General features: G+C 54.6%; 22 protein-coding genes. 5 read left to right on the top strand and 17 right to left on the bottom strand.

What is annotated here, in order from left to right; genetic code table 11:
* Positions 1 to 197 precede the first annotated feature (197 nt).
* The 4 genes from C8N45_RS09160 to C8N45_RS09145 all read left to right on the top strand — a co-directional run bounded on the left by C8N45_RS09160 (position 198) and on the right by C8N45_RS09145 (position 4,477).
* On the top strand, positions 198 to 716 hold the full coding sequence (locus C8N45_RS09160) for an SRPBCC family protein (RefSeq protein WP_108385935.1): 519 nt from the start codon (positions 198 to 200) through the stop codon (positions 714 to 716).
* Positions 717 to 752: 36 nt separating this feature from the next.
* Complete coding sequence (locus tag C8N45_RS09155) at positions 753 to 1,238, top strand: (2Fe-2S)-binding protein (RefSeq protein ID WP_108386077.1); 486 nt, start codon at positions 753 to 755, stop codon at positions 1,236 to 1,238.
* A gap of 71 nt (positions 1,239 to 1,309) precedes the next feature.
* Positions 1,310 to 3,673, top strand: coding sequence for a xanthine dehydrogenase family protein molybdopterin-binding subunit (locus C8N45_RS09150; RefSeq protein ID WP_108385934.1), 2,364 nt, complete (start codon positions 1,310 to 1,312; stop codon positions 3,671 to 3,673).
* 15 nt (positions 3,674 to 3,688) lie between these two features.
* Complete coding sequence (locus C8N45_RS09145; RefSeq protein WP_108385933.1) at positions 3,689 to 4,477, top strand: FAD binding domain-containing protein; 789 nt, start codon at positions 3,689 to 3,691, stop codon at positions 4,475 to 4,477.
* A gap of 59 nt (positions 4,478 to 4,536) precedes the next feature.
* Here the strand turns inward: C8N45_RS09145 and C8N45_RS09140 are convergent, their stop codons facing one another.
* From C8N45_RS09140 to C8N45_RS09070, 15 genes are all read right to left on the bottom strand, one after another.
* Entirely contained in the window at positions 4,537 to 5,319 is a 783-nt protein-coding gene (locus C8N45_RS09140) for an NAD(P)-dependent oxidoreductase (protein ID WP_108385932.1), read from the bottom strand.
* A gap of 75 nt (positions 5,320 to 5,394) precedes the next feature.
* A complete protein-coding gene (locus tag C8N45_RS09135; protein ID WP_108385931.1) occupies positions 5,395 to 6,705 on the bottom strand; it encodes a DUF8689 domain-containing protein in 1,311 nt (436 codons plus the stop codon).
* A 123-nt stretch (positions 6,706 to 6,828) separates the two neighbouring features.
* Positions 6,829 to 7,332 (bottom strand): prepilin peptidase, encoded by a 504-nt coding sequence (locus tag C8N45_RS09130; protein WP_108385930.1) that lies wholly within the window; start codon positions 7,330 to 7,332, stop codon positions 6,829 to 6,831.
* A gap of 2 nt (positions 7,333 to 7,334) precedes the next feature.
* Entirely contained in the window at positions 7,335 to 8,186 is an 852-nt protein-coding gene (locus tag C8N45_RS09125; RefSeq protein WP_108385929.1) for a tetratricopeptide repeat protein, read from the bottom strand.
* Positions 8,187 to 8,211: 25 nt separating this feature from the next.
* Positions 8,212 to 8,766 carry a tetratricopeptide repeat protein gene (locus tag C8N45_RS09120; protein ID WP_108385928.1) on the bottom strand — a complete coding sequence of 185 codons (555 nt, stop codon included), beginning with the start codon at positions 8,764 to 8,766 and terminating at the stop codon, positions 8,212 to 8,214.
* Between the two features lie 10 nt (positions 8,767 to 8,776).
* Positions 8,777 to 9,745, bottom strand: coding sequence for a type II secretion system F family protein (locus C8N45_RS09115; protein ID WP_108386076.1), 969 nt, complete (start codon positions 9,743 to 9,745; stop codon positions 8,777 to 8,779).
* Between the two features lie 10 nt (positions 9,746 to 9,755).
* The gene (locus tag C8N45_RS09110; protein WP_108385927.1) at positions 9,756 to 10,721 is read right to left on the bottom strand and encodes a type II secretion system F family protein; all 966 of its coding nucleotides are present in this window, start codon (positions 10,719 to 10,721) and stop codon (positions 9,756 to 9,758) included.
* Positions 10,722 to 10,726: 5 nt separating this feature from the next.
* Entirely contained in the window at positions 10,727 to 12,187 is a 1,461-nt protein-coding gene (locus tag C8N45_RS09105) for a TadA family conjugal transfer-associated ATPase (protein WP_108385926.1), read from the bottom strand.
* An 11-nt stretch (positions 12,188 to 12,198) separates the two neighbouring features.
* Positions 12,199 to 13,443, bottom strand: coding sequence for a CpaE/TadZ family protein (locus C8N45_RS09100; protein ID WP_108385925.1), 1,245 nt, complete (start codon positions 13,441 to 13,443; stop codon positions 12,199 to 12,201).
* A 243-nt stretch (positions 13,444 to 13,686) separates the two neighbouring features.
* Positions 13,687 to 14,337: an OmpA family protein gene (locus tag C8N45_RS09095; protein ID WP_108385924.1), complete on the bottom strand. Its 651-nt coding sequence runs from the start codon at positions 14,335 to 14,337 to the stop codon at positions 13,687 to 13,689.
* Positions 14,338 to 14,353: 16 nt separating this feature from the next.
* Complete coding sequence (locus C8N45_RS09090; protein WP_108385923.1) at positions 14,354 to 15,784, bottom strand: type II and III secretion system protein family protein; 1,431 nt, start codon at positions 15,782 to 15,784, stop codon at positions 14,354 to 14,356.
* A gap of 303 nt (positions 15,785 to 16,087) precedes the next feature.
* Positions 16,088 to 16,936: a Flp pilus assembly protein CpaB gene (cpaB, locus tag C8N45_RS09085; RefSeq protein WP_108385922.1), complete on the bottom strand. Its 849-nt coding sequence runs from the start codon at positions 16,934 to 16,936 to the stop codon at positions 16,088 to 16,090.
* 299 nt (positions 16,937 to 17,235) lie between these two features.
* Positions 17,236 to 17,424, bottom strand: a complete 189-nt coding sequence (locus C8N45_RS09080) for a hypothetical protein (RefSeq protein WP_108385921.1) — start codon at positions 17,422 to 17,424, stop codon at positions 17,236 to 17,238.
* A gap of 177 nt (positions 17,425 to 17,601) precedes the next feature.
* Positions 17,602 to 17,778 carry a hypothetical protein gene (locus tag C8N45_RS23200; protein WP_168769438.1) on the bottom strand — a complete coding sequence of 59 codons (177 nt, stop codon included), beginning with the start codon at positions 17,776 to 17,778 and terminating at the stop codon, positions 17,602 to 17,604.
* A 214-nt stretch (positions 17,779 to 17,992) separates the two neighbouring features.
* Positions 17,993 to 18,181: a Flp family type IVb pilin gene (locus C8N45_RS09070; RefSeq protein ID WP_108385919.1), complete on the bottom strand. Its 189-nt coding sequence runs from the start codon at positions 18,179 to 18,181 to the stop codon at positions 17,993 to 17,995.
* 354 nt (positions 18,182 to 18,535) lie between these two features.
* Between C8N45_RS09070 and C8N45_RS09065 the strand changes: the two genes are divergently transcribed.
* The gene (locus C8N45_RS09065; RefSeq protein WP_108385918.1) at positions 18,536 to 19,378 is read left to right on the top strand and encodes a lytic transglycosylase domain-containing protein; all 843 of its coding nucleotides are present in this window, start codon (positions 18,536 to 18,538) and stop codon (positions 19,376 to 19,378) included.
* Here the strand turns inward: C8N45_RS09065 and C8N45_RS09060 are convergent.
* The gene (locus C8N45_RS09060; protein ID WP_108385917.1) at positions 19,375 to 20,001 is read right to left on the bottom strand and encodes a 3-oxoacid CoA-transferase subunit B; all 627 of its coding nucleotides are present in this window, start codon (positions 19,999 to 20,001) and stop codon (positions 19,375 to 19,377) included. The two genes, C8N45_RS09065 and C8N45_RS09060, sit on opposite strands and share 4 nt — an antisense overlap.
* Positions 19,998 to 20,693: a CoA transferase subunit A gene (locus C8N45_RS09055; RefSeq protein ID WP_108385916.1), complete on the bottom strand. Its 696-nt coding sequence runs from the start codon at positions 20,691 to 20,693 to the stop codon at positions 19,998 to 20,000. The genes C8N45_RS09060 and C8N45_RS09055 overlap by 4 nt, the downstream gene beginning before the upstream one ends.
* Positions 20,694 to 20,744 lie beyond the last annotated feature (51 nt).

Here is a 20,744-nt window from a genome sequence, read left to right as displayed (position 1 = left end):
TCAGTGTATATAGTACATACGGCACGCAGAAAGATCGGATGATTTTTACATTACAGGATGGACGAATAGCCGAATTTTCCGCAAGCTGTTGATTGAACTTGCGAACGCTGGCGAGACGGGGCTGCCTATGCCCTTGGTCGCATATCGTGAAAAATCAGTGGCACATATGGTGCCAGAGGGAAGGTACGGGGAATACCATGAATTTAACCGACAGCCGCACGATTAATGCAGATGTGGCGACAGTATGGGCGGGGCTTCTGGACCCCGATGTGCTCAAGGCTTGTGTGCCCGGATGCACGGAGATGTCAGGCTCTGCCGAAGAAGGATTCGAGGCAACCGTTGTTCAAAAGGTCGGGCCTGTCAAAGCAACTTTCAAAGGGGCAGTCGAAATCAGCGACCGGGTTGAGCATGAGAGTCTGAAGATCAGCGGTGAAGGCAAGGGTGGTCCCGCCGGTTTTGCCAAAGGTGGCGCAACCGTGCGTCTGGAAGCGCAAGGCGACCAAACCATTCTGCATTATGACGTCGAAGCAAAAGTCGGCGGCAAGCTCGCGCAATTGGGGTCGCGCATCATTGACGGCTTTGCCAAACGCATGGCCGATCAGTTCTTTGCCAATTTTCAGGAGGCCGTCGAGCCCCCTGACGAAAGCAGCGATGAGACGGAAACAGACCAGGATACAAAGAAAAAGGGATGGTTTAGCAAGTTAAAAGGCGGCTAACCATCGTTTCGAATTTAATTCAAAGGGAGGATGTCGATGACAAAAGTCACGATGAAGATAAACGGTAAAGAGGTCTCTGGCGAGGTAGAAGGACGTACACTGCTTGCGACTTTCCTGCGCGAAGACTTGCACATGACCGGCACACATATTGGCTGTGACACATCGCAGTGCGGGGCTTGTGTGGTGCATGTGAATGGCAAGGCAGTGAAGTCATGCACCATGTTTGCGGCAGAGGCAGAAGGTGCTGACGTGGCCACGATTGAAGGACAGGCCAATGCTGATGGGTCTCTTAACGTGATCCAGCAGGCCTTTCAGGACCACCATGGATTGCAGTGCGGGTTTTGTACACCGGGTATGGTGATGTCAGCCGCTGCGTTGTTGAAAGAGAATCCAAAGCCGACCGAGAGTGAGGTCAGAGCCTATCTTGAAGGAAACATTTGCCGCTGCACGGGTTACCACAACATCGTCAAGGCCATCATGGCTGCGTCCGGTCAGGATGTGAGCGCGATTGCGGCCGAATAACAAAATTTTCTAGAAAATTTTGAAGTCAAGATTTTTAGCTAAAAATCTTGCTTCGACAGGGAGGAATAAGAATGCCCAAAGACAGTGGAATTGGAGCCAGCACCAAGCGCCGGGAGGACGTGCGCTTTTTGACAGGTAACGGCAAATACACAGATGATATCAATATTTACGGCCAGACCTACGTGCATTTTGTGCGTGCTGACGTAGCACACGCCACCATCAACAGCATCGACACCAGTACGGCAGAGAGCATGCCCGGAGTCCTGAAGGTCTTTACCGGTGCGGATTTTGAAGCCGTCGGCGGATTGCCCTGCGGCTGGCAAGTCACCGACCGGCACGGCGAGCCGATGCAGGAGCCCAAGCATCCAATCATTGCGCATGGCAAAATTCGCCATGTTGGCGAAATTGTTGCCGCGGTTGTTGCCGAAAGCCTGACCCAGGCCCGTGACGCAGGCGAAGCGATCGAGATGGACCTGTCTGAGCTTCCTGCCGTCATAGATATGAAAAACGCAGTTGCTGGCGGCACCAAGGTACACGACGAACTGTCGGGCAACCTTTGTTACGATTGGGGCTTTGTCGAAGAAAACAAGGGCGCTGTGGATGAGGCAATCAAGAATGCAGCTCATGTCACAACCCTTGAGTTGGTCAATAACCGCCTGGTTGCCAACCCGATGGAACCGCGCGTGGCCGTTGGGGAATATGACCAGTCGGATGATATGCACACCCTGCATACGACATCCCAGAATCCTCACGTCATTCGCCTGCTCATGGGCGCCTTTGTGCTGGGAATTCCGGAGCATAAACTGCGGGTTGTCGCCCCCGATGTAGGTGGCGGCTTTGGCACCAAGATCTTCCATTATGCGGAAGAGGCCTTTTGCACGTTTGCGGCCAAGGCCGTAAAGCGCCCTGTCAAATGGACCTCGACCCGGTCAGAGGCGTTCATGTCTGATGCCCATGGCCGTGACCATGTGACCAAAATTGAATTGGCACTGGACGCCGATAATAACTTCACTGCTGTGCGGACAGAAACCTACGCGAACATGGGCGCCTACCTGTCCACCTTTGCGCCATCTGTTCCTACGTGGCTGCATGGCACCCTGATGGCGGGGAACTACAAGACCCCGGCCATCTATGTGAACGTCAAAGCTGTCTTTACTAACACGGTGCCGGTTGATGCCTACCGCGGCGCTGGTCGACCAGAGGCCACATTCCAGCTGGAGCGGGTCATTGATCAGGCCGCGCGCGAGTTGGGGGTCGATCCGATTGCCCTGCGTCGCCAAAACTTTGTGACGGAATTCCCATATGCCACGCCTGTGGCTGTTGAATACGACACTGGTGATTACGAGGCCACAATGGCCAAGCTGGAAGAGATTGCCGATGTCGGCGGTTTTGCAGCACGTCGCGCGGAATCAGAAAAGAACGGAAAACTGCGCGGCTTAGGTGTGAACTGCTATATCGAGGCTTGCGGCATCGCGCCGTCAAACCTTGTCGGGCAGTTGGGCGCACGCGCGGGGCTTTATGATGCGGCGACAGTGCGCGTGAACGCAACGGGGTCGATTAGCGTAATGGTCGGGGCACACAGCCACGGGCAGGGGCACGAAACATCCTTCCCGCAGGTGATTTCCGAAATGATCGGTATCCCCGAAGACCAGATCGATATCGTGCACGGCGACACCTCGAAAATTCCGTTTGGAATGGGAACCTATGGGTCGCGTTCGCTGGCTGTCTGTGGCTCTGCGATGGTGCGGGCTGCGGAAAAGGTGATCAACAAGGCCAAGAAAATTGCGGCTCATTTGTTGGAAGCCTCCGACGCGGATATCGAACTGAAGGACGGGACGTTCAGCGTTGCGGGAACCGACAAATCGGTGGCTTGGGGCGAAGTGACTTTGGCCGCCTATGTGCCGCACAACTACCCGCTCGAAGATATCGAACCAGGTCTGGAGGAAACCGCGTTCTATGATCCGGCAAACTTCACCTACCCCGCAGGGGCCTATGCCTGTGAAGTCGAACTTGACCCGGAAACCGGTAAAGTCACGATTGAGAGTTTCAGTGCGGCTGATGATTTCGGGAATGTGATCAACCCGATGATCGTGTCCGGTCAGGTCCATGGCGGTATTGCCCAAGGTGTGGGTCAGGCGCTGCTGGAAAACTGTTCCTACGATGAAGATGGCCAGTTGATCAGCGCGTCCTACATGGATTACGCCATGCCGCGCGCTGATGATTTGCCATTCTACAGCGTGGATCATTCCTGCCAGACACCGTGCACACACAACCCACTAGGTGTGAAAGGCTGTGGCGAGGCAGGCGCCATCGGATCACCGCCATCGGTCGTGAACGCGGTGCTTGATGCCATCAACTCGGGCGGCAAGAAGGTTGCCCACATCGACATGCCATTGACCCCACATCGCGTGTGGTCAGCCATGAACAACGCATAAAGCAGGAGAGCGGATATGTATGCATTTGACATCGAACGCCCAAAATCAGTGGCTGACGCGGTCGCCGCTTTGGGAACAGAGGACGCGATGCCATTGGGCGGGGGGCAGACCTTGATCCCGACACTCAAGCAGCGGCTGGCGTCACCAGCCAAGCTGGTGTCCTTGACAGGGGTTGAGGAAATGGTCGGGGTCAGTACTGACCACGGCATGTTGCGGATTGGTGGGGCAACAACTCACGCCACGGTCGCGGCAGAGGCGGCAAGCAGCTTTCCCGGCCTTGCCGGGCTGGCATCGCACATTGGCGACCCGGCCGTGCGTAACCGGGGTACGATTGGCGGGTCACTGGCCAACAACGACCCGGCTGCCTGTTATCCAGCCGCCGCACTCGGGACCGGTGCGACAATCATCACCAGCAACCGCGAAATCGCGGCGGATGATTATTTTGAGGGCATGTTCACCACAGCCCTGCACGAAGGCGAAGTGATTACGGCTGTCTCCTTCCCGATTCCGGAAAAGGCGAACTATCAAAAGTTCCTTCAGCCTGCATCGCGCTTTGCGCTCGTCGGCGTGTTTGTCGCGAAATACAGCGACGGCGTGCGTGTTGCTGTCACAGGTGCGTCAAACAACGGTGTGTTCCGCTGGGAAGAAGCCGAGGCAGCACTGTCTGCCGACTTCTCTGCCGATGCGATTTCAGGGCTGAGTGTCAGCGCCGATGATATGATCAGCGATCTGCACGGCGATGCGGCTTACCGCGCGCATCTGGTGAAGGTCATGACTGGGCGCGCAGTGACTGCAGCCGCCTAAAGCGCTGATTTTACTTCAAAGGGCCTGCGTTTTTTCGTGGGCCCTTTTTATTGCTCATGTCAGCGTGGTCTTGGCGCCAATTGGCGCAGGCTGCTCTGGACGAGCTTGGGAAGCGATGTGTCATCGTTTGGGCCAATATCCAGGGCCGCCGCAACATCTTTGACCAGAATGCCGATGCTGTTGTCAGGGGCATATCCGTCGCGGGCGAATTCGATGTTGTTGAAGCCTGATGCAAACCAGTTTTGACCCGATGCGCTTGCAATCAGGTCAAGCAATGCGCTTTCCGCGACCCCGTTTGCATCCGCCCAATCCAGCACCAAACGGGTCATAGCGGTATTGCTGGCGGCCAGCAGATTGTTCAGGACTTTCGCGGTCATGCCTGCACCATAGGCCCCCATGTGATGTGTGGTCTGACCCATTGCATTCAACAAATCGGTAACAGGTTCAATGTTTCCGCCTGTCATAAACGTCAGGGTGCCCGCATCCGCGCGGACCTGCGCGCCTGACATCGGGGCATCAATCAACGTAATTCTGTTTGGAACACGGTCGCGCAACCCCTTGACATAGTTGGGCGAAAGCGTGGAACAGATCATGATCGTATGCAGTTGTGATGCATGGTTGATGACGGCCTGATCATCGAACAGCAGCGCATCTGTTTCGGCGGCATCCCGGACGACGCTGATCAAAACGGTCAACCTGTCGCAAAAATGCTGAACGTCGCTGCCAACACCCGGAACGGGGCGGATGTCATAGCCTTTGGCCGGGATGCCTGCGCGTTTTAGGTTGGCCAGCATTCCGGCTCCCATACGTCCGCAACCTGCGACGCCAATCAATTTATCCATCGGTTAGCCCCCACATAAAAATGGCTTCCCTTATGCTAAAGGGAAGCCAGTCACTTGGGAATGCGGGGCGCAGGTCTAGCGCACGATATCTTCTTCTTTGACGAACATGTTGGCCCAAGCCCGGTCAATCAGTTCCGGGGTCATCTGGTAGGGAATGCCTTCAAATTCGCAAATGGCGATCATCTGGTCGATCAAGAAAATCGGCTGATAGTTCGCATAGACGTTGTCAATCTCGGGGTAGCGCACGTTCAACAGGTGGACGAGCGTATCTTCGTCCAACGGCATTTTACGTTTGCGGGCGACCATGGCAAAAATCTTGAGGAAATCTTCCTGCTCTGGCCCGTCGATCTTGATCTTGAAGAAGATACGACGCAAGGCCGCCTTATCGAAGATCGCGTTCGGGTGGAAGTTTGTGGAAAAGATCACAAGCGTATCGAAAGGGACTTCGAATTTTTCACCAGACTGAAGCGCAAGGATATCCTTGTTTTCTTCCAGTGGTACGATCCAGCGGTTCACAAGGGTCTGTGGCGGTTCGGCCTGGCGACCAAGGTCATCCACGATAAAAATGCCACCGGTTGACTTCAGTTGCAGTGGGGCCTGATAGGTCCGCGCCGTCGGGTTATAGACCAGATCAAGCATCGACAATGACAATTCACCACCGGTAATCACGGTTGGACGTTCGCAGCGGACATACCGCGTATCGAAGCGGCCAGAGGTGCGGCGCAGGCTATTGGGGTCGTCGACGTCATCCTCTGCCGCGCTGTGCACGATGGGGTCGTAGACGGTAATGACCTGACCGGAATACTCAATTGCGCGAGGCACATAAATCTTGTCGCCCAGCGCATCCCTGATCCCGTTCGAGATCGAGGATTTCCCGTTGCCCGGCGGACCGTACATCAGAATAGAACGACCGGCACCAACCGCGGGCCCAAGGTTTGAAAGCAGATCATCGGGCAAAATCAGATGGCCCATAGCCGTCGACAATTGATCGCGGGTGATCTGAATATTGCGGATCGACTGGCGTTTGATTTGTTGCGAATAGATATCAAGCGGCACAGGCATCGCACCGTAATATTCGGACTGCGATAGCGCATCCAGCGCACGCGCACGGCCTGCATCGGTCAGCTGATAGCCCATTTCATTGCCGTTGTTGGCATTCAAGGTGCCTGTCGCCTCAAGCAGCAGTTGGCTGCGGGCCATATCAACCAGTTCCTGCGTCACGGGAATGGGCAAACACACGGCCCGGCTGAGTTGCGACACAAGATCAAGGTTCATCCGGAACATCGTCTTGATCAGGATATCGCGCATCATCGCGAGCGGCAGCAACATTCCTTCAAGGCTGCGGGGCGCTGGTGGCGCTAGCACACTGGAGGTTTGTACGTTCATCTGGATGCTGCCCCTTGCCCTTAAACTACGTCAGGCCGCAACGCAGCCTTGCCCCAAGATCGCAGCTCATTATGGCGAAATAGTGAACAAAGACGACCTTGACCAAGGCATTAACCAGTTTTTTCAGCCATAAACCGCTGCGAGGATCAGATATGCCAAGAGAATGACTGCGAGCATTGGACCTTTGGGGAACCTGCGACCTTCGCGCAGGCTTTGCCAGCCCGACACCGGCGCGTGCAACACCGGCAAGAACTTGAAACTATAAAATACAATGACCCCCGCAAGCAGACTAGAGGTGTACAGGACGATCAGAAAATAGCCGTCATCCCATGAAGTGACGACAAAAAAGGGGGAGGCGGCGACAAGGAATTTGACATCTCCGGCACCCATCAACCGGCCCATCCAGAGCAGCAGACCTACCGCAAACACAATCGGAATATGCAGCCACTGCCACAGGTACAGATCGAATGGAAAAGCAAAGAGGCCAAAGACAGCGTAAATCCCCAGTAAGATCATATTCGCCTTGTTGGGGATTTTCATTGTGCTGAGGTCGCGCCAGGCGACGTAGATCGAAAATGGAATGACGGCAGGTAAAAACCAGTAGGCCGCTTCTGCCGTCATTGCCATGTCTAGTTGTTCACGTTGTTCTCGAGCGCGTCCAGCGCGCGCGATGCTTCTGGAAAAAACCTTGGGTGGGTTTCTACAGCTTCTGCAAGAAGCGACTTTCCAGTCGTAACATCGTTTTGCTTGATCGCCGTTAGCGCCAAATTATGCAAGAGCTCGGCACGTTCGACCTGCGTCATGGGAACAACCGGCAGCGTGTATTGCCGACGCGCGCCGCGGGCCTGCACCAAATTGTTCTTGGCAGAAAAAGAGGTCGGATCGTAGCGGATCGAATCAAGAAGCAAACGCTCCGCCTCGCGGTACTCGCCCCGAGTCAGTTTCGAATATCCCCAGTTATTGTAGGTATTCGCCGGACGTGTCGTCAGGCCTACGGCGGTTTCGTAAAAGCTGTCTGCCTTTTCCCATTGCTGTTTGCTGTCGGCGATGACCGCTTCTAGCGAGTAGCGTTTGAAAGTCTCGTAGGTCGGGGGGATTGTATTCAATGTGGCCGCTGCATCGTCCCACTTGTTGGCGCGGATTTGCGCGTCGGCTAAATCGACGCGGTCGACGTTCTCGGCCTCTTCGTGACCAACGACCTGTTGCCATGCAACAACCGCGTCTGCGTTGCGTTTCGCGCGAACAAGTGACTTGGCGAGCCCTCGTTGCAAGTCGATGCGGCCCGGATCGTTGGCGTTTGCTTTGGAAAAATAGCTGACTGCTTCGTTCGGGTCGCCAACCGTCAGGAAGATGTCGTTCAGATTGGTTTCATCAACGACGTTGAGATCTTTGAGTGCACGTTCGACTTCCGCATCGCCCGCTGGCTCACACCCGGCCAAGGCGACAGTCGCCGCCAGCGTCAAAAAAATGGAATGGCGCATTTTTGCGTCCTTTTGCTGCTCTACCCTATAGTGCCGACATTAGGACGAAATCGCCCGAGCCCCGGCGGATCAGATTGAAGTTCTGATTTTCTTCCCGCACATTATCACTTGAATTCTCCAAATTTGCGAGTGCTAAGCGCAGATTGTCGCGGATTTCGTCCGAATTTCCGTTATCTGCGGCAAATGCGCGTCGAAAAACCTCGCTTGCTTCGGCGACATTACCCTTTTCCATCAGGATGACGCCAAGGTTGTTCCATGCAGGTGGGAAGCTCGGGTCTTCTTCTGTGGCCCGGCGTAGCAGTTTTTCCGCCTGTCCCAGACGGCCAAGTCGCAAGTTTGCTGAGCCTAGGGCCGACAGTGTATCGACATTCAGGCCCTGCTGGGCTGCGGCACGTGTATAGGCTTTGAGCGCCAGTTCAAATTCGCTGGCCGCCATCAGTCGATGACCAACAATCAGCCCGTCAATATCTGACTTCCCCGCAACACCGGGTGCAAATACCCCATCCGAACGACCAAGGCCGCCTGAGTTGCAGGCGGCCAATATAGCAATAAGAAAAAGGGCAATCACCCGTTTCATCATTGGGCTTTCGTCAGCCAGAGCCAAGATTTTGCACAATTGCGTAGATTGAAGGTCCGATCAGGATAGCCATCAACGGTGGCACGGTCAGCATCATCGTGGCCAATGTCATTTTTGTGGGCAATTTGTTTGCAGCTTCTTCTGCACGCATGACCCGCTTGTCCCGCATTTCCGATGCATAGACCCTCAGGGCGTCAGAAATTGATGTACCAAATTGTTGTGACTGGACCAACACGGTCACGAAGCTGGAAATATCCGCAGTCCCTGACCGTTCGGCCATGTCCTTTAGCACGCTCGTCTTGTCTTTGCCTGCCTTCATTTCTTGACTGACAATCTCGTATTCGGCGGCAAGTTCTGGAAAGCCGGCCGCAAGTTCACGGGCGACCCGAAGGATGGATTGATCAAGCGATTGCCCGGCTTCGACGCAAACAAGCATCATATCAAGGCTGTCTGGAAATCCGTTCTGAATTGCTTCTTGCCGCATCTGCTGCCGGCGCGTCACCCAGTAGCGTGGCAGCAAGTAAAGAGCCGCACCCGGAACGAGCACCGAAAGTGCCAGTTCCTGTGTCTCCACATCCCCTTGCGTGCTGATGAAAACCGCGTATGCGCCGCCCAGGATAAGGCCAAAGATGCCCAGGGCGAACTGCAGGAAGTGGAAAATCCGAACCGAATTCTTTCCGCGATATCCGGCCTGCATCAGCTTCAGTTTGACAGCCGAGTACTCTTCCTCGTTCTGTGGTTCCAGAAAGTTGGAGTATTTTTCCAACTTGTCGCGGCTTGTCGCATTCCGGAGTTTTTCACCCTTTTCCTTACCCTTGACTTCCTGACGGGTACTGGCCTTGAGCCGGTCTAGCGGATCAGCTTCTTTCTTGAGTAGGATGGGCAGGGTGATCAGGATCAAAAAGACCCCAAGCATCCCGACCAAAATCAGGGGGCCAAACGGACCAAGGTAATCGGTCACCAGAGTTTGGAGTTCTTCCATGTTCATGATCTCAGACCTTGATATCAACAAGTGCGCGCATGACGATGAGGTTCAGCACCAGAAATGCCCCCACAATCAGACATGCTGGGATAAAGTAGCTGCTTTCCATGACCTCATCAAAATAGTCAGGCTTGACCATGTTGATGCCGACCAGCGCAAGAAAGGGAAAGCCCGAAAGCAGTTTGCCGGACCACTTCGCCTCGGCGGTGATGGCGTCAACCCGTCGGAACAGGCGGAAACGCGCGCGGATAACCTTTGCCAGACCGTCGAGGATTTCGGCCAAATTGCCACCGGATGTCTGCTGGATGGTCACGGCGACCGCCAGAAAGCGCAAATCCTGTATATCCAGCCGTTCGGCCATCGCCTTGAGCGTTTCACCCATGTCACGGCCATATGCGGCCTCGTCCGAGATCATGCCCATTTCTGTCCCCAATGGGTCAGGCACTTCGCGGGCAACAATGGACACAGCAGATGAAAACGGATGGCCCACGCGCAAAGAGCGCACCATCAGTTCAACCGCTTCGGGCAATTGCTCGCCGATCATGTTCATGCGCTTCTTCGCCTTGCCGCTGACCCACGTATAGACACCGCCGATGCCCATGCAGATTGCGACAAGCGCGCGGATGGCGACGTTGACCTCTGTTTGTAGTGTCAACAAAATAAAGGCAAAGAAACTTACCACCACCATCAAGAGCATAAGCTGCCCCGGTGTAAAAGCGATGTTGGCCTTCTGCGCCTTGCTTGCAAGCATCGAATAGATCGGAATGCTTTGCGACTTCATGTGCTGCGTCATTTCCTTGCGCAGCTGATCAAGAACCTGTTCGCGGTTTCCGCCTTTGTCCAGCATATCCAGACGGCGGTTAACCTTGCCGTCCATGCTGATCGACTTGCCGAAAATCACCAGATAGACACCTTGGACCAGCGCCAATACAGCAATGAATATGACAATGTAGATAATCGGTTCAGCAGAAATCATGATGTTTACTCCGCAACCATTGGTTCAAAGATGGCCGGTGGCAGGTCGTAACCCCAAAGCTTGAAGCGTTCGGAGAAGTTGCTGCGGACGCCGGTGGCCGTGAAGTGACCGATGATCTTATTTTCAGGGGTCAGGCCAACGCGTTGATACCGAAAGATTTCCTGCATCGAGATCACGTCGCCTTCCATGCCGGTAATCTCGGTGATCGACGTCATCCGCCGCGAGCCGTCCTGCAAGCGCGACGCCTGCACGATCAGGTTTACCGCTGACGAAATCTGGCTGCGCATCGCCTTGATTGGCATCTCGATTCCGGCCATGGCAATCATGTTTTCCAGACGCGACACGCCATCACGGGCAGAGTTGGCGTGGATTGTGGTCATTGACCCGTCGTGACCGGTGTTCATGGCCTGCAACATGTCGATGACTTCCTCGCCTCGCGTTTCCCCCACAATAATCCGGTCAGGGCGCATCCGCAGGGCGTTCTTCAAACAGTCACGCTGTGACACGCCGCCCTTGCCCTCGACGTTAGGGGGTCGGCTTTCCATCCGGCCCACATGGGTCTGTTGCAGCTGGAGTTCGGCGGTATCCTCGATCGTGAGGATACGTTCGGCATCATCAATAAAACCCGATAGGGCGTTCAGCGTTGTTGTTTTCCCGGAACCTGTACCACCTGACACGATCACGTTCAGTCGGGTGGACACCGCGGCCTGAAGGTAAGCGGCCATTTCTTCGGTGAAGGCACCGAATTTGACAAGCTCTTCAATGCCCAGCTTGTCCTTTTTGAACTTACGAATAGAGACAAGTGATCCGTCAACGGCAATCGGGGGCACCATCGCGTTGAAGCGGGACCCATCGGCAAGGCGCGCATCGACGTAGGGGTTGCTTTCGTCCACACGCCGACCCACCGCAGATACGATCTTGTCGATGATACGCAAGAGGTGCTTCTCATCCTTGAAGGTGATGTCCGTTAGCTCAAGTCGCCCTGCACGTTCAACAAAGATCTGTTGCGGCCCGTTGACAAGAATATCGTTGACGGTGTCGTCTTTCAGAAGTGTTTCAAGCGGACCCAAGCCAGTCACTTCGAAAAACAGATCCTGGCTGAGTGTCTGGCGTTCGTCCCGGTTCAGGACGATTCCCATATCCTCGAGCGTCTCGTTGGCGATCGCGTTGATTTCAGTCCGCAATTCCTGCTCTGATGCAGTTTCCAAAGCGGCGAGGTTCAGGTTATCCAGCAGGGCCTTGTGCAACTCTAGCTTGATTTCGCCCAGACGTTCCTTGCGGCGTTTTTCCTTGTCCATTGGCCCCGCTTCTGCGGCGCGTTTGGGCATGGTTTTCATGAGCGATTTGCGCGGCTCTTCGGCAGGGGCGACGGCAATCGGTGTCACGGTTGGCTTTGCGGCCACCGAGGGTGCTGCACCAGTGGATGCGTCTTTGGGGGCGGTTGGTTTCTTGTACTTCGAGAACATAATAGGGCCTCTTATGCTCGTGCTTCGGTGGCTTCGGACTGGTTCACATCATGGACGGATTTCGCAAGCTTCGTGATTTCCTTGCGCAAAGGATTCTTTGGTATCTGCTCTGCCATTGGCGCACCATGATCTGCGCTTTGTGCCACGGGCTTTCCGCCGTCCGGCAGTAGAACTTCGATCGAGATGCCAAGGCTTTCTGACAAACGCTTGACCCGGCTTTTGCCATTCAGGTCAGTAAAGCCGGGTGCTCTATTCAGTACAAAACGGAGCTTTTCAAAAGGTAAATCTTCGGATTGCAGCGCACGTTTAAGGCGCAGCGTATTCTGGGCCGAGCGCATATCCAGCTCGATCATGGCGAAATAAACGTGTGACATTTCCAGTACCGTTTGCGACCATTCGACCATCGTGGAAGGCATATCCACAATGACGTAATCGAAATTGACGCGGGCCATTTCCATCACCCTGCCGATATCTTCGGGCGTGATCATATCGAGCGGAATCATGTCCATTGGCGATGTCAACACATGCAATTTGTCGCCATAGGTTAGCAAAGCCTGCATGAACGCATCTTTGTCCATTGCTTCGGTATCGGTCAGCATTTCAAGAACGGCTTCGCGCCGGGGCAGGTCAAGGTAGGTCGATGCGCTGCCGAACTGAAAGTCCAGATCGATCAGACACACCTTGGGTGGGTCTTCTTTCTCGACATTCGCCAGTTCCCACGCCAGGTTCACCGCCAACATCGTGGCGCCGACGCCGCCTGCAAGTCCGTGAACCGGAATCACGACACCGGATCGGTCGCCGGTCGCCTTGAATTTATTTTCACCAGTCGCGGGAACCTCAGGCTCTTCTGCGGTCAGAACGCGCTCAATCGCGTTGGCAAGTTCGTTTTCGGGAAGCGGATAGGGCACAAATTCGTCCCCGCCCTCGCGCAACAACTGATGCAAGGCAGATGGGCTAACATCCTCTGCAATCAGGATAACCTTGATCCTTGCCGCCTTCGCCGCAGAGACCACTTCCGAAATGATGGCAAGGTTGTCTTCGTCTTCGGTGTCCATCGCAATCGTGACGAACTGGAGCGAATTCGCTTCTGGTTGGGACAGAAAAGACGCGGCATCTTCAAAGCTCAGGTCGCCCCATGAATCGCCAAGAGCGGCTTCCATATCCTCAATCAAAAGATCGAAGATCTGTACGTCTCTGCTGATCGTGCAAGCCACGATTGATGGCTGATCATGCTGAACGACCGGGCTCGTACTCATAATGACACGTCCTTATCTATTTATCACGAAAACCTAATGCAACTTGGGGCATGTGGTCCAGATACCGGGTTCTGGATCAGTTACTAGAACAGACCTTAAACCCCTTAGACGGACTATTGGTTACAATCATGTCGAGATTTGGACGAAAAGATCGTAATTGTGCGGAAATTTGCGACGATCTGGGAAATAATGCAGTGTTGTTCACGCCAAGGCATGGCCTGGCGTGAACAAAAAGGTAGGCAGTTAACCGCCGGTACTGATAACCGTCTGGCGCCGACCTGATTGCGGCGTTGCAGACCGTACATATTCGCGGAAGATAACTTCAGCGTATTTGCCGTTCAGAATCAGTGGGTTGCTTTCAACAAACCCTGAAACCTCGGTCACAGTACGGCGATTGCGGCGTTCGCGGTTCTGCGTTGCGACCACTGGCCGTGTCTCGCCGAATGACGCTAGCGCCTCCAAACGGCTACGATCAATGCCTTGTGAGGTCAGAAACCCAACAACGGCCTGTGCCCGACGCAGACCAAGTCTGCGGTTGTAGGCATTGCTGCCCACCAGATCGGTATGGCCATATACGCGGAACCGAACCTCTGGGAACTGGCGAATCCAATCGGCCTGCTTGATCAATGTTGCACGCGCATCAGCGTCCAACACGGTCGAGTTGAAGGCGAAATTCACCGTCGAGTTCACATCCGACGCGAAACGACGCGCCAGATTGATGGTGTAATCCTGCTGTCCGGTCTGCACCAACATGTTGTTCATGGTGGCATTGCCGAAGTCGCCGGAATCAATCTCTGATCCTGCTTCCGAGAAGAAGGAAGAGTAGGTTGGATCGTCGGCCGTGCAACCTGCAAGGAGTGCAGCGGCCATTGCTGTTGTCATAAGTTTTTTCATTGACCTCAAACTCCAATTATTCATCAAGGACATAGCCGTAGGACCCGCTAAAGTCCTGGCGTGCCACTTCGCCCGCACCACCGCGTGTTGGTGCATCAGACGCGGCAACCTTGCCAAACAGGAAAAGATCCCGTTCGGTCGGGGGTTGGACGCGATCCGTGGGCAATGCCAGTGCGGTGCCGCGTGTTGGTGAAACCAGATGAGGCGTCACAATGATTACCAATTCCGTCTGGCGGCGCTGGTAGTTCGAGCTGCGGAACAGGGCGCCCAAAATCGGCACGTCGCCGATCCATGGCACCTGACCGCTCAGGTCAGTGAAGTCATCAGACAAAAGGCCGGCAATGGCAAAGCTTTCGCCGTCGCGCATTTCAACCGTGGTAGATGTTTCGCGGCGGGTAAACGCGGCGATTGTCAGACCGTTGGCCGTAAAGCTGTTTGCCGGATCAAGAGCCGACACGGCCGCCAGCATTTCCAGGTTGATGATGTCTTCATCCACAACAGTCGGCACGAATTCCAGTTCGACACCGAATGGCTTGAACTCAACTGAGATGGACCCTTCGTCACCGCTGACCGGAATTGGATATTCACCGCCAGCAAGGAATGTGGCGTTCTGACCACTCAGTGCTGTCAGGCTGGGTTCTGCCAGTGTGCGAACAACACCGCGTGATTCGAGCGCTTCCAAAAGGATGCCAACCTCAACGCCGCCAGCGCCAAATCCAAACAGGATCGCGCCATTGTTAGCGTTTGCTGCAGGGACATTACCGTCGAAGGTGTTTGCGATCGCACCGGACGAATTGGTTGTGTTTGTACCGCCTGATAGTCCCAAGTCGCCACTGAATGCTTCACCGCCGAGGCTGAGTGATGAAGAAAGTGACTTGCTGACCGAACGCTGCATTTCTGCAAACCGGACTTTCAACATCACCTGCTGGGTCCCGCCAACATTCATCAAATTCGATACACGCTCTGGCGCGTAACGCTCTGCCAGTTCCAGTGCGCGGTCGAGTTTCGCGATTGAACTGACGGTGCCCGAAAGCACGATCCCGTTATTCGCGGTGCGCACTTCGATTTTTTCGTTGGGCAGAATCTGCGTCAGACGCTCTTTGAATTCGGCCATGTCTGGTGTGACCCGGACCTCAACATTGGTAATCAGACGGCCATCCGCCCCAAGTAGCGTAAGTGTCGTGCGCCCTGGTTCTTTGCCGAGCACATAGATCGTGCGATCGGAAAAGGACGAAATGTCTGCGATCCCAGGATTTGCAATCGTTAATTCGGTGAAGGGGGTGTCGCTTTCGACGACAACAGCCCTGTTCATTGGAACATTCAACGCACTCGACGCCGCGCCGCGCAATACGCGCAACGTTTCTGCCGGTGCGATAGTCGGTGCTGCCGCTGTTAGCGACAACGCCAAGCCGGCAACTGCGGCTTTGATAAATCTGTCATACTTCATAAGTGACCTGCCTCTCCGATCACGCCTCGTTATTTGGGTCTTAACTGCCCATGATTTTTTGAAGCATGGGCGACTTAACCATTTATTGCAATAATCAATACGTTAAGGGCCAAACCGAATGTGGATAACGCGCAACACTTATAAAATCCAAGACAATCGAAAAGGGCGTCCACCTTATGTCGACGCCCTTACTTGTTACCATGTCTTGTATCGGCATTGTCATAGACGAGCATCTGTGCCCAGTTGGATGATGCATGCCCATGTGGCTAATGGGTTGATCACTCGGAGGTAGAATGAGCCCTGTTATTCGGAGCAGGGAATGACGACTCTTTCCCGTTCGGTTCCCTTTTGACGAATAATAAAGCACTCTTCTGGTTCCGGCTCGCGGACTTCCTCGACAACCCGCTCTGGTTCTTTGATGCCGAGAATCGTTGTTAGGTTTGTATCAACTGGCGCCTCACGAACAGTCGAGATGTCGCTGGTGGCCACAGGTGTTAATGTCAGGCGACCTGAACTGCGCAGGACCTGCAAATCCGCGAAGTCCTGCTGGGTCACTTCAAGCACCACGCCCCCACCGCCGCCTCGTCCCCGGTTATCTGGTTCATCCATTGCGATAATCTCGAGCCTTTCTTTCACAAGGCGCGATATCTCGGGGCCGCGTCCCACGCTTCCTACCCAGTAGAGGTCGATACGATCAGAAACACGGAGCTCACCAGCAAAGGCTTCTGTCATATTGTCGGACAAAGGGAAGGCCGCCATCCCCGGCTTCAGCAGGGCAGTGATCCCGCGTGGCGCGCCAGCTTCTGTGACTTTGACGGCAAGGATAGGTTCATTGGTTTCCATCGGGCGCCGCACAACCCGCGGGGTACTCGTGCCGAGCGGGAAAAGTTCTTCTTCAGTTCGGAACACGCCCTCTGGCAGGAAATCGGCAGCATATTTGATAATATGTATATCATCAGGCGTGATCAGTTCACCATAAGTCATATCCCGCTTCGGAGCGTAGATGTCCACTGTCTGTACGGCGGAAGCGGCACGTTGCGCGACCTGCCGCAATTTCGCTTCCTGTTCGGCAAAGTAGTTGTTTGCCAGATAGACAGCAAATCCTGCCAAACCCATTCCGATCAACAGGACTAATCCAAAAACTGCGCGCATGTCTCAACCTTTGTTATGTTGTCTTGCGACCTGACTTAATGGCCGTATCGGGAACCGCAAACCGAAACTGAGTTTATATCTCATGAGCCCAATCTGCTCAAGACTTGGACCGTAATAAGGTGATACTGTGGCTGGAGCAAATTTCTGGTTAACAAAATGGAATATGACACCGCTAAACCGCAAATCTAAATGCAGCGCGCAATGGAATTGATGTGCAAACAGGGCACCCTGGACTTCAGACTGCAGAACGGCGCCTTATCGACGGATGCCGATTTAGACGCCGGATAGTTCGCCCGTAATTACCAGTCTGTGCCCAATGGCCGATCAGTGAGCGATTGTTCTTGCTTGTCAGCAAGCTCAACCGCACCTGCAGAGATAGACTGACCAACGGCCAGACCAAGGACCACGATTGCCGCGGTCAAAACAACAAAGTCGACTGTGACTGCGCCGTTTTCGTCCCCACGAAATTTTTTCAATAGTGTGATCATCTTGTCTTCCTTTGATCGTCCTTGCGGTACATGTCATCCCCACCGCGTTCAGTCTAAAATCAGACCAATTAACGAGACCTTAATTTCTACCGGAACAGTTTGTTTCCAAAAGAAAAAAACTTAAGGTTAACAGAGCTGCGCCGCTTTCGAGGCGCGATGTTTATTTGACGGCGCGTGTTATCTGCCCGCCGGGATAGTCGTCGCTGTCAGGTTGGCTTCGATGTCGCCAGCAAGGTCCGTTGCACCACGTGACAGTGCCCCGGCAATCAACAAGCCAAGAACAACCATTGCTGCTGTCAAAACGACGAAGTCAACAGTGACCGCACCCTCTTCGCTCTCAAAGAACTTTTTCATCAATGTAATCATTTGTAACCCCTTTGATCAGAACCATCGCAGATGCGAATCCCACTAAGTCTGACTCTAATTAGGCCGGAGCCGCAAATCATCCCAAAAGTCAAAGCCTTGCAGATTAAATGAAAAATTGACGCTTCATCGCACCTGCGGCTTACCTGACAGAAAAGACCGCGCCGCTTTCGTGGCGCGGTCCATATCAGCAAGTCAGCAGAACTTAGTTGCCGGCTGGGATAGTTGTGTTTGTCAGGTTGGCTTCGATGTCGCCAGCCAGATCAGTTGCACCGCGTGTCAGAGCTGCGCCGATGGCCAGGCCCAGAACAACGATTGCAGCTGTCAGAACAACGAAGTCAACTGTTACGGCGCCGTCTTCGTCGTTGCGGAATGTTTTCAGAAAGTTAAGCATTGTGTGGTCCCTCCTCAGGGTGTCGCTAGGGTTCAAGTTTACCTCGCCGGATCTTGCTTGCCGTCTCGCGTCTGGCTCACTCCCCGTCTTGGATGAATATATATAGCCTCCGGAATGGGGCGGGAGTTTGACGCGTTTGGCGCTTTTTTTGTCACTCACGCAATTTTGGCGAGAATTATTGCAAGTGATTGTTTTTTATATGCAATATTTTTTGCATTTCTTACTTCACTCATGACTGGCGTTGCGAAAAAGTCCGCAATGCGGCCTAAATTAACCAATTGTCCCTGTGAGAATGGCATTTCGACGAACTTATGCCATGTTCGACTCAACAAGAACACTAACAGGCAGTGTCTAATGAATTGTAAAACCTTGGCTTTGGTTTTCGCCACGATTGCAGGCGTTGCGACTCCGGTCCTGTCAGAAGTCGAACGTTTGCAACCCGAATTCACGTTTCGCCGTATAGGTGTGCCGACGCCCGGCACGGCAAAGCGTGTCACGGTACAGATCGATCCCACAGCCCCGCGCCGCATTGGCCCCGTCTATTCGGACGAACCTGAAGAGGCGCAACTGCCAGCGGCAGGCGGCACCACCGCGCCGATTGCGGCAGGTATGGAGTGGTTCTGGGGTAATGTGTCGCCAACGCTTGTCGGTGCCCCCGCAGGCCGCGTAACGCAGGCGCTGTTGCGGGTCTCCAACCCCCCGACGGGAGAAGGGGTTGCAGCGCCCCGTTTGCAGGGCCTACAGGACATCGCCGCCCAACATGGGCGCGAGATCTTGCGCCACACTGTCGGCACTGACGTATCGCCTGTCCTTGTTCTTGCGGTGATTGCTGTTGAAAGCGCGGGGCGTGCCGATGCGACCAGCAGCGCAGGCGCTCAGGGGCTGATGCAGCTTATGCCCGGCACCGCAGCGCGCTTTGGCGTCACTGACAGCATGGATGCAACGCAGAATATCAGGGGCGGCGTGACCTATCTTGACTGGCTGCTAAATCATTTTGACGGTGATGTGCTGATGGCACTGGCCGGATATAACGCAGGCGAGGGCAATGTGCGCAAGCACAATGGCATCCCGCCGTTTGCAGAGACACGCGCCTATGTGCCCAAGGTTCTGGCCGCCTGGCACGTCGCGAAGGGGCTTTGCGTGACCCCTCCGGAACTGATTACGGACGCGTGTGTCTTTAACGTCAACGGTTCCTAGACGATCGTTGCGTCGGTCGCGGCGCGCAGCTCTTCTTCTGAGACGCCCTCGGCAGTTTCGACGATCTTCAATCCGCCATCGACGACATCCAGCACACCAAGGTTGGTGATGATGCGATCAACAACGCCCTTGCCGGTCAGCGGCAGGGTACATGCCTTCAGCACCTTGCTGTCGCCGTGCTTGTTGGTGTGGTCCATGACCACCACAACGCGGCCCACACCAGCCACAAGGTCCATGGCACCCCCCATGCCCTTGACCAGCTTGCCCGGAATCATCCAGTTCGCCAGATCGCCGTTTTCGGCCACTTCCATAGCGCCAAGAATAGCCATCGCGATCTTGCCCCCACGGATCATGCCAAAACTTTGCGCACTATCGAAATAGGCGGTTTGCGGCAGTTCGGTGATGGTCTGCTTGCCTGCGTTAATCAGGTCAGCGTCTTCTTCACCCTCGACCGGGAAGGGCCCCATCCCCAGCATGCCGTTTTCCGATTGCAGGGTCACTTCGATGCCATCGGGGATGTAGTTGGAAACAAGTGTCGGAATCCCGATTCCAAGATTCACGTACCAGCCGTCCTGAAGCTCTTGTGCCGCACGGGCGGCCATCTGATTACGATCCCACATTATGCTTTCCTCACGGTGCGTTGTTCGATCCGCTTTTCATGATCACCCTGAATGAGGCGATGCACATAAATACCGGGCAGGTGGATATGGTCGGGGTCAAGGCTGCCTGTCGGCACGATTTCCTCGACCTCAACGACGCAAACCTTGCCACACATGGCAGCCGGCGGGTTGAAGTTGCGGGCAGTCTTGCGGAACACAAGGTTGCCGGTTTCATCCGCTTTCCATGCCTTGACGATGGCGAGGTCGGCAAAAATGCCTTCCTCCATGATATAAGTCTCGCCGTTGAAATCCTTGTGCTCCTTGCCCTCGGCAATCACGGTGCCAACGCCGGTCTTCGTATAGAAACCGGGGATGCCGCAGCCGCCCGCGCGCATCCGCTCGGCCAAAGTGCCTTGGGGGTTGAATTCAAGCTCAAGTTCACCCGACAGATACTGGCGCATGAATTCCGCGTTTTCGCCCACGTAAGAGCTGATCATCTTTTTGACTTGCTTGGTTTGCAACAGGATGCCGATGCCAAAGTCATCAACGCCCGCATTATTGGAGGCAAAGGTAAGATCCTTTGTGCCCGCGTCCTTGATGGCGTCCAGCAGCAATTCCGGAATGCCGCACAGGCCAAAGCCACCGGCCGCGATGAACATGCCGTCAAACAGCAGGCCATCCAGCGCCTCTTTTGCATTTGGATAAATCTTTTTCATACACGCCTACTCCCAAGTTCGGTGGCGCAGTCATGCCGATTGCACATCAGA

This window comes from Yoonia sediminilitoris, from assembly GCF_003058085.1.
Lineage (GTDB): Bacteria > Pseudomonadota > Alphaproteobacteria > Rhodobacterales > Rhodobacteraceae > Yoonia > Yoonia sediminilitoris.
This window is presented reverse-complemented; position numbering and strand designations above follow the sequence as displayed.

Bases quoted from the DNA above. Each gene is read 5' to 3' on its own strand.
- C8N45_RS09160 (WP_108385935.1), top strand. From the start codon at position 198: ATGAATTTAACCGACAGCCGCACGATTAATGCAGATGTGGCGACAGTA.
- C8N45_RS09155 (WP_108386077.1), top strand. From the start codon at position 753: ATGACAAAAGTCACGATGAAGATAAACGGTAAAGAGGTCTCTGGCGAG.
- C8N45_RS09150 (WP_108385934.1), top strand. From the start codon at position 1,310: ATGCCCAAAGACAGTGGAATTGGAGCCAGCACCAAGCGCCGGGAGGAC.
- C8N45_RS09145 (WP_108385933.1), top strand. From the start codon at position 3,689: ATGTATGCATTTGACATCGAACGCCCAAAATCAGTGGCTGACGCGGTC.
- C8N45_RS09140 (WP_108385932.1), bottom strand. From the start codon at position 5,319: ATGGATAAATTGATTGGCGTCGCAGGTTGCGGACGTATGGGAGCCGGA.
- C8N45_RS09135 (WP_108385931.1), bottom strand. From the start codon at position 6,705: ATGAACGTACAAACCTCCAGTGTGCTAGCGCCACCAGCGCCCCGCAGC.
- C8N45_RS09130 (WP_108385930.1), bottom strand. From the start codon at position 7,332: ATGGCAATGACGGCAGAAGCGGCCTACTGGTTTTTACCTGCCGTCATT.
- C8N45_RS09125 (WP_108385929.1), bottom strand. From the start codon at position 8,186: ATGCGCCATTCCATTTTTTTGACGCTGGCGGCGACTGTCGCCTTGGCC.
- C8N45_RS09120 (WP_108385928.1), bottom strand. From the start codon at position 8,766: ATGATGAAACGGGTGATTGCCCTTTTTCTTATTGCTATATTGGCCGCC.
- C8N45_RS09115 (WP_108386076.1), bottom strand. From the start codon at position 9,745: ATGGAAGAACTCCAAACTCTGGTGACCGATTACCTTGGTCCGTTTGGC.
- C8N45_RS09110 (WP_108385927.1), bottom strand. From the start codon at position 10,721: ATGATTTCTGCTGAACCGATTATCTACATTGTCATATTCATTGCTGTA.
- C8N45_RS09105 (WP_108385926.1), bottom strand. From the start codon at position 12,187: ATGTTCTCGAAGTACAAGAAACCAACCGCCCCCAAAGACGCATCCACT.
- C8N45_RS09100 (WP_108385925.1), bottom strand. From the start codon at position 13,443: ATGAGTACGAGCCCGGTCGTTCAGCATGATCAGCCATCAATCGTGGCT.
- C8N45_RS09095 (WP_108385924.1), bottom strand. From the start codon at position 14,337: ATGAAAAAACTTATGACAACAGCAATGGCCGCTGCACTCCTTGCAGGT.
- C8N45_RS09090 (WP_108385923.1), bottom strand. From the start codon at position 15,784: ATGAAGTATGACAGATTTATCAAAGCCGCAGTTGCCGGCTTGGCGTTG.
- cpaB (WP_108385922.1), bottom strand. From the start codon at position 16,936: ATGCGCGCAGTTTTTGGATTAGTCCTGTTGATCGGAATGGGTTTGGCA.
- C8N45_RS09080 (WP_108385921.1), bottom strand. From the start codon at position 17,424: ATGATCACACTATTGAAAAAATTTCGTGGGGACGAAAACGGCGCAGTC.
- C8N45_RS23200 (WP_168769438.1), bottom strand. From the start codon at position 17,778: ATGAAAAAGTTCTTTGAGAGCGAAGAGGGTGCGGTCACTGTTGACTTC.
- C8N45_RS09070 (WP_108385919.1), bottom strand. From the start codon at position 18,181: ATGCTTAACTTTCTGAAAACATTCCGCAACGACGAAGACGGCGCCGTA.
- C8N45_RS09065 (WP_108385918.1), top strand. From the start codon at position 18,536: ATGAATTGTAAAACCTTGGCTTTGGTTTTCGCCACGATTGCAGGCGTT.
- C8N45_RS09055 (WP_108385916.1), bottom strand. From the start codon at position 20,693: ATGAAAAAGATTTATCCAAATGCAAAAGAGGCGCTGGATGGCCTGCTG.